Source organism: uncultured Frigoribacterium sp. (assembly GCF_963515265.1).
Classification (GTDB): domain Bacteria; phylum Actinomycetota; class Actinomycetes; order Actinomycetales; family Microbacteriaceae; genus Frigoribacterium.
Map to the genome: position 1 here is coordinate 1 of NZ_CAUPYL010000188.1, position 4,978 is coordinate 4,978.

5 protein-coding genes are annotated in these 4,978 nt (G+C 73.5%); all 5 read right to left on the bottom strand.

Annotated features, from left to right (window positions below):
* Window positions 1-682: hypothetical protein (locus tag RWM17_RS12160; protein ID WP_314104033.1), on the bottom strand; the 682-nt coding region annotated here is incomplete at its 3' end.
* Between the two features lie 43 nt (window positions 683-725).
* Window positions 726-2,225: an Asp-tRNA(Asn)/Glu-tRNA(Gln) amidotransferase subunit GatB gene (gene gatB / locus RWM17_RS12165; RefSeq protein WP_314104034.1), complete on the bottom strand. Its 1,500-nt coding sequence runs from the start codon at window positions 2,223-2,225 to the stop codon at window positions 726-728.
* Complete coding sequence (gene gatA / locus RWM17_RS12170; protein ID WP_314104035.1) at window positions 2,225-3,775, bottom strand: Asp-tRNA(Asn)/Glu-tRNA(Gln) amidotransferase subunit GatA; 1,551 nt, start codon at window positions 3,773-3,775, stop codon at window positions 2,225-2,227. The genes gatB and gatA overlap by 1 nt, the downstream gene beginning before the upstream one ends.
* A 2-nt stretch (window positions 3,776-3,777) precedes the next feature.
* Window positions 3,778-4,077 carry an Asp-tRNA(Asn)/Glu-tRNA(Gln) amidotransferase subunit GatC gene (gene gatC / locus RWM17_RS12175; protein WP_123548173.1) on the bottom strand — a complete coding sequence of 100 codons (300 nt, stop codon included), beginning with the start codon at window positions 4,075-4,077 and terminating at the stop codon, window positions 3,778-3,780.
* 78 nt (window positions 4,078-4,155) lie between these two features.
* The coding region (locus RWM17_RS12180) for an alpha/beta hydrolase (protein ID WP_314104037.1) at window positions 4,156-4,978 on the bottom strand (823 nt) is incomplete at its 5' end.

The following is a 4,978-nucleotide window of genomic DNA, read 5'->3' on the forward strand; positions in this document are numbered from 1 at the left end:
CGGCGGGACCCGTGGCGGAGCCGTGCCCTGCCCTGGCCCCGGGACGGTCGGCAGGCGCGGTGGGACGTGACGCAGGGTCGGCACGCCGGGCCGGAGCGGGCTTCGGCGACGACGACGACGAGGCGGCAGCCCCCGATCGTGCCGGGGCCGCCGCCGGAGCCGGAGCCCGAGAGCGAGCGGACTCGTCCGGTCGGAAGCCGAGCCCGAACGCCCAGGCGAAGCCGCCGAGCACGACGACGACGTAGAGACCCGAGACGACGAGCGGCAGCCACCAGGCCGACATCGGCCCCCCGCTCTGTCCGCCGATCGCCAGGACGACGAGGGCCGTCACGAACCAGACCGCGGCCGCGAAGGCGCGGGCGGCCCAGCGGGCCAGGCGCAGCCGCAGCTCGCGGCGGCGGGACGCCGCCTTCCAGTGGGCGGCGTGCGGCACGAGCAGGTGCCGCGCCGGCGTCCACGCGAGCGCGACGGCCGTGACCAGCCACGCCAGCACGAGGCCGACGAGCAGCGAGGAGGCGATCAGCACGAGGTCGGACCGGCTCGCCGCCAGCCCCGTGGCCCCGTCCCGGAGGTGGACCACAGCCACGCGCTCGGGCAGCAGCTGCGAGGCGGTCACCAGGACGAGCGCCGCCGCGGCGAGGGCGAGGCCCATCGGCGCGGCGGCACGGAGCAGAGGCGGCACGGTCATCGTGACCGGGCCGCCTCTGCGGTGTCGAGACGGGTGGTCAGGCCTGTGCCCTCTCGAGCACGAGCTCGCGGACGCGCGCGGCGTCCGCCTGGCCCTTCATCGCCTTCATGACGGCGCCGATGACGGCACCGGCCGCCTGGACCTTGCCGTCGCGGATCTTCGCCAGCACGTCGGGCTGCTGGGCGAGCGCCTCGTCGATGGCGGCGATGAGCGCGCCGTCGTCCGAGACGACCGCGAGGCCGCGCGAGGCGACGACCTCGGCGGGCGAGCCCTCGCCGGCGACGACGCCCTCGAGCACCTGACGGGCGAGACGGTCGGTCAGCTCGCCGGACTCGACGAGGGCGATCAGCTCGCTGACGTGCAGGGGCGACACGAGCGACGACGGCTCGACGCCGGCCGCGTTGGCGGTGCGGGCGATCTCGCCGGTCCACCACTTGCGGGCCGCCTGGGGCGACGCGCCGGCGGCGACGGTGTCGACGAGCTCCTGCAGGAGGCCCGAGTTGACGACGTCCTGGAACTCCTGGTCGGCGAAGGCCCACTCGGCCTTGAGACGGCGACGCATCGCGACCGGCGCCTCCGGCAGGGCCAGGCGGAGCTGCTCGACGAGCTCGCGCGACGGGACGACCGGCAGCAGGTCGGGCTCCGGGAAGTACCGGTAGTCGTCGGCGTCGCTCTTCGGGCGCCCGGCGGAGGTGCGCCCGGTGTCCTCGTGCCAGTGCCGGGTCTCCTGCGTGATCGTCCCGCCCGCGGCGAGGATCGCCGCCTGGCGCTGGATCTCGTGGCGGACGGCGCGCTCGACCGAGCGGAACGAGTTGACGTTCTTCGTCTCGGTGCGCGTGCCCAGCTCCACCTGGCCGTGCGGACGGAGCGACACGTTGGCGTCGCAGCGCAGGTTGCCCCGCTCCATCCGCGCCTCGCTGACGCCGAGGCTGCGGACGATGTCGCGGATCGTCGAGACGTACGCAGCGCCGAGCTCGGGGCCGAGGGCGCCCGCGCCGATGATCGGCTTCGTGACGATCTCGACGAGCGGGATGCCCGCGCGGTTGTAGTCGACCAGCGAGTACTCGGCGCCCTGGATGCGACCGGTCGAGCCGCCGACGTGCGTGAGCTTGCCGGCGTCCTCCTCCATGTGCGCCCGCTCGATCGGCACGTGGAACACGGTGCCGTCGGGCAGCTCGACCTCGACCTCGCCCTCGAACGCGATCGGCTCGTCGAACTGGCTGACCTGGTAGTTCTTGGGGTTGTCCGGGTAGAAGTAGTTCTTCCGGGCGAAGCGCGAGCTCTCGGCGATCGAGCAGCCGAGGGCGAGCCCGAGGCTGATCGAGTAGGTCACGGCCTGCTCGTTGACCACCGGCAGCGAGCCGGGCAGCCCCAGGTCGACCGGCGTCACGTTCGTGTTCGGCTCGCCGCCGAAGAAGTTCGGCGCGTCGGAGAACATCTTGGTCTTGGTGCCGAGCTCGACGTGCACCTCGAAGCCGAGGACCACCTCGTAGCGGGCGAGCGCCTCGTCGTAGTCCATCAGGTCTGCCTTGGCCATCAGATGACTCCCTCGGTGGCGGCGGTCTGCTCGGTGCTGCTCAGGTCGGGCGCACGCGAGATGAGAGTGTGGCCCCAGCCCTGCTCGAGGAGCTGCTCGACGGCGGCGCCGTAGGTGTAGAGACGCGCGTCCTCGCGGGCGGGAGCCATGAACTGCAGGCCCGTCGGCAGGCCGTCCTCGTCGGCGAGCCCCATCGGGACCGTGATGCCGGGCACGCCGGCGAGGTTCGCGGGGATGGTCGTGAGGTCGTTCAGGTACATCGACAGCGGGTCGTCGAGCTTCTCGCCGAGCGGGAACGCCGTGGTCGGCGCCGACGGCGAGACGAGCACGTCGACCTTCTCGAACGCGGCCGCGAAGTCGCGCTGCACGAGCGTGCGCACCTTCTGGGCGCTGCCGTAGTAGGCGTCGTAGTACCCGGCGCTCAGCGCGTAGGTGCCGAGGATGATGCGGCGCTTCACCTCGGGGCCGAAGCCGGCCTCTCGGGTGGCGGCCATGACGTCCTCGACGGTGCCGCGGCCCTCGGGCACGACGCGCATGCCGAAGCGCACGGAGTCGAACTTCGCGAGGTTGCTCGAGGCCTCGGCGGGGAGGATCAGGTAGTAGGCGCTGATCGCGTACTCGAAGCTCGGGGCGTCGATCTCGACGACCTCGGCGCCGGCGCCGGTGAGCAGGTCGAGCGCCTCGGCGAAGCGCGCCTTGACGCCGGCCTGGAAGCCCTCGCCGGCGAGCTGCCGGACGACGCCGATGCGCACGCCCTGCAGGGCGCCGCCGGCCAGGCCGCGGCGGGCGGCGTCGGCGAACGACGGCCACTCGTCGCGCAGCGACGTGGAGTCGCGGCGGTCGTGGCCCTTGATGACGTCGTGCAGCAGCGCCGAGTCGAGCACGGTGCGGCTGACGGGGCCGACCTGGTCGAGCGAGCTCGCCAGGGCGATGGCGCCGTAGCGGCTGACGCCGCCGTAGGTGGGCTTGACGCCGACCGTGCCGGTGACGGCGCCCGGCTGGCGGATCGAGCCGCCGGTGTCGCTGCCGAGGGCCAGGGGCGCCTCGAAGGCGGCGACGGCCGCGGCCGAGCCGCCGCCGGAGCCGCCGGGCACGCGGTCGAGCGACCACGGGTTGTGCGTCGGGCCGTAGGCGGAGAACTCGGTCGACGAGCCCATCGCGAACTCGTCCATGTTGGTCTTGCCGAGGGGCACGAGGTCGGCGGCGCGCAGCTTCGCGACGACGGTCGCGTCGTACGGCGGCACCCAGCCCTCGAGGATGCGGCTGCCCGAGGTGGACGGCATGTCGATGGTGCAGAGCACGTCCTTCACGGCGATGGGCACGCCCGCGAGGGGGCCCATCGCGTCGCCGGCTGCGCGGCGGCGGTCGACGTCGGCGGCCGTGGCCAGGGCCTGGTCGCTGACGTGCAGGAACGCGTGCACGTCGCCGTCGACGGCGGCGATGCGGTCGAGGTGCGCCTGGACGACCTCGACGGACGAGACGTCGCGCGAGGCGAGTCGGGTGCTGAGGTCGTCCGCGCTGAGGCGGATGATCGAGGAGGCGTCGGCCACGGCTACTGCTCCTCTCCCAGGATGGCGGTCACGCGGAACCGCGAGCCGTCGTGGTCGGGCGCGCCCGAGAGCGCCTGCTCGACGGTGAGGGTCTCGCCGACGACGTCGTCGCGGAAGACGTTCGTCAACGGGATCGGGTGGCTGGTCGCCGGGACGTCGTCGGTCGCGACCTCGGACACCTTGGCGACGTTGTCGACGATCTGCCCGAGCTCCCGGGTCATGGTCTCGATCTCGTCGGGGGTGAGGGCGATGCGGGCGAGACCTGCGAGGTGCTCCACCTGTTCGCGCGTGATTTCAGACATGCTGCTCCGTCACGTGGTTCGTCTGGGGTACCGCGGCTGGGGGTACCCGACGATCTTACGGGGCGGCGCGGCCGGGGCTCAGTCGCGGACGTACAGGTCCTGCGGCCGCACGAGCGAGAGGTCGGGAGCCTCGGGGGCGACCGGACGCGGGTCGCCGGGCTCGCCGTCGACGAGGTCGCCGCGGCCGAGCCCGATCAGGGCGGTGCTCCGCATCGTCTCGGTGCCGGGCACGAGGTAGGAGTTGTGTCCGAGGGCGGCGGCGAGCGCACGTCCCGTGTAGCCGTCCGCGCCTCCCCCGGTGTGCAGCAGAACGGCGCCGAAGCCGGCCGTGCCGGGGTCGGCGCCGAAGTACGCGCTGCCGGCGACGGGGTCGAAGCTGCCCGCGGCCGCGTAGACGTCGTCCCCCGTCACGTCCAGCATCGACGCGGCCGGGACGACGCTGCCGGGCGAGCCGAGCAGCACCAGGGAGTCGACCGACACGTCCCCGGACGACAGCGCCAGCGTGGCCGTCGTCGACCCGTACGAGTGAGCCACGACCGTGACCCTGGCCGGCGAGGAGGCGCGGGCCGCGTCGAGTCCCGTGATCGCGTCCTCGAGGCGGTCGGCCCCGGCCCGGGCGAGGTCGAGCCCGTAGACGTTGGTCAGGTCGGGGGTGCGGTAGCCGAGCCACGCCACGACGGCGACCTGGTCGAGCCCGTCCCCGTCAGCGCGCGCCAGGAGGTAGGTCCACGACGTCTGCTCGTCGTAGAGCTCACCGGCCGTGTCCGTCCAGTCCACGAGCTGGCTGCCGACGGTGAAGAACATGCCGGGGACCAGCACGCTCACGTCGTCGGCCGTGTCGAGGTCGCCCACCGAGACGGCCGCGCGCCCCGGCAGCACCGTGTCGAGCACGACGAGGTGC

Coding starts and splice junctions, on each gene's coding strand:
- gatB (WP_314104034.1), bottom strand. CDS start 2,225: ATGGCCAAGGCAGACCTGATGGACTACGACGAGGCGCTCGCCCGCTAC.
- gatC (WP_123548173.1), bottom strand. CDS start 4,077: ATGTCTGAAATCACGCGCGAACAGGTGGAGCACCTCGCAGGTCTCGCC.